The sequence below is a fragment of the Gammaproteobacteria bacterium genome, assembly GCA_013696315.1.
Classification (GTDB): domain Bacteria; phylum Pseudomonadota; class Gammaproteobacteria; order JACCYU01; family JACCYU01; genus JACCYU01.
Window position 1 is genome coordinate 1 of record JACCYU010000221.1, and the last position, 2,017, is coordinate 2,017.

Below are 2,017 nucleotides of genomic sequence, written 5' to 3' on the forward strand. Positions count from 1 at the left end.
AATACCGTATCATGATGTGCCAAGGCCTGTTCTCCTGCTTGTTTTTCAATGAGTTGTGGAAATTTCATTGTAACAAAACAAGCGGCGTTCAGGCCTTTCTTTTGCCAAAGTTATGAGACAACAGTGACTTATAGTGTATCTCTTGCTTTGTGCAAGCGCGGCGCAGCGCGACCTGATGACCGTTCGAATCTCAGTCGCGGCGGAGTGCTCCGCGAGGTTCGGGCGCGGGCACCTTACCGGGAGACAAGTGACTTGGGACAGAGGAGTAGCGCGGCATGCTGGTCTCCTTGGCATTTTGGGAGATCAGTATCACTCGATGGTGTGTCAAAACATGTCGCGACGAGCGGTGTACGTCAGGCTGCTGTCAATTACCTGCTGATGGGTGGGCGCCACATGCTTCAGCATTTCGATTACCGGGGGGTTAGAACGCCCTGCCAGACTCCGCAGGCAGTTCATGACGTTTGTGGAGTTACATGCTGTGACGTGGCTGACCCCGGCGGGTCGCTGCCCGTTACGCGGCCGTTCTTCCGTGGAATGCTGAATTTATGCGGCGGCGCCCTTGACATGCCGCGCCGTGAGCGTTATTGTGCAATGCAACAAACACACGGGAGAGGCCAGATGGTTTCTTCCGAACCCATACCCAGGAGGTATAACCTTATGGCAACTAATGACAATGTTACGCAACTGACCGACCAGGCGCAGGATATCGGTCGTTCCATGTTCGGCGCATTTCAGGGCATAGCAGAAGTGCAGACAAACATGCTGCAACGCCTTGGCGGCATTCAGCAGAATCTTATCCAGCAGGCGTTCGATGCCTCAAACGATCAGCTGCAGGTGATGAGCAAGCTGAGCGATCCGCGTGAATTTGGGTCCGCGCAGGCTGAACTGGTCAAGACGCACGGCCAGCGGTACGCCGACAGCATCAAGGAAGCTATCAATGTGACCGTCGAAGGCTGGCAAGAAGTCGGCAAACGTGTGGAGTCCACCACGCGCGATTTTAAGAACAAGGTCGAGCGTGCTTCGTCCAAGAAAGTTGCGTAAGTAAGGATAGACCCAGGTTGCGATGAGCCGCATCGGAGCCTAAAGCGCAACTCAATGTCGAGCCGGCAGAAAGCGGCTGCGACAGAGACCACGGAAGGTCTGATACTGAAAGCCCCGCTCACGCGGGGCTTTTTTATTGTCTGGAATTCGCAGGATACACTCGCATATTGCCAAATTTCTCGAACCGGTCGTAGCGTACGGTAGCGATCTGGTCGTGATTAGCGACACTGTCCCATTACCGGTCTGCGTGGCGCTGGTGTAAACTCGCACTTGAGAGGCCAGCGTATCGCCGAAAATCCGGCGTACGCGGTCACGGTGGCGCGCTGGGGCTTGAATACTTCAAGCGGATACGCATGAAAAAATTAATGTATGTCGTGCTGGCGGGGCTGGCTATGGCAATCAGCCCGCCAACGTTCGGGAAGAATCGTGCGATTGAAATCGCAATCAACGGCATTGGCCCGCCGGCCGATGTGGCTGCTGTGGACACAGTCCGACAAGTCATAGGCCACGCTGTAGGCAATGGCGTGATTGACCGGTTTATCGTGACGGGCTATGCGATTGAGGGCGGCTTTTCCGCCTGCGCTCAGGTGGCGCCCATCGTAGAATCAGACGAACTCACGGCGCTGGTGCGACAGTTGCAATCCGTTCATCCCAAGCCGGGGACGACGGCCTACTGGGTGGCGCCCACGGCGAGCTGCGACGCAGATGACCAGGTCGCATGTACGCAGGAGGCTAAATCGTGTCCGGATGGTTCGTACGTCGGCCGCCAGCCACCGACGTGCGAGTTCGCCCCGTGTCCGTGAATGATGCGTGAGCGATTACGATAGGGGCGGCCCGTCCGCGGCCGCCCATGGCGTCGCGGACGCGCCGCGGACGGGCTTTGTCTGCTATTGCCTAGTTGTTCAATCCCAGGGTGTCATGGTATAAGCGATTTTAGCATCGATAAGGAGGCACTATGGGACAGGTTTTACACGGC

The 2,017-nt window shown here is 56.6% G+C and carries 2 protein-coding genes; both read left to right on the plus strand.

The features are described from left to right. The first annotated feature begins 483 nt into the window (after positions 1-483). Positions 484-1,041, plus strand: a complete 558-nt coding sequence (locus tag H0V34_13035; GenBank protein MBA2492570.1) for a phasin family protein — start codon at positions 484-486, stop codon at positions 1,039-1,041. 392 nt (positions 1,042-1,433) lie between these two features. After that, positions 1,434-1,844, plus strand: a complete 411-nt coding sequence (locus H0V34_13040; GenBank protein MBA2492571.1) for a hypothetical protein — start codon at positions 1,434-1,436, stop codon at positions 1,842-1,844. Positions 1,845-2,017 lie beyond the last annotated feature (173 nt).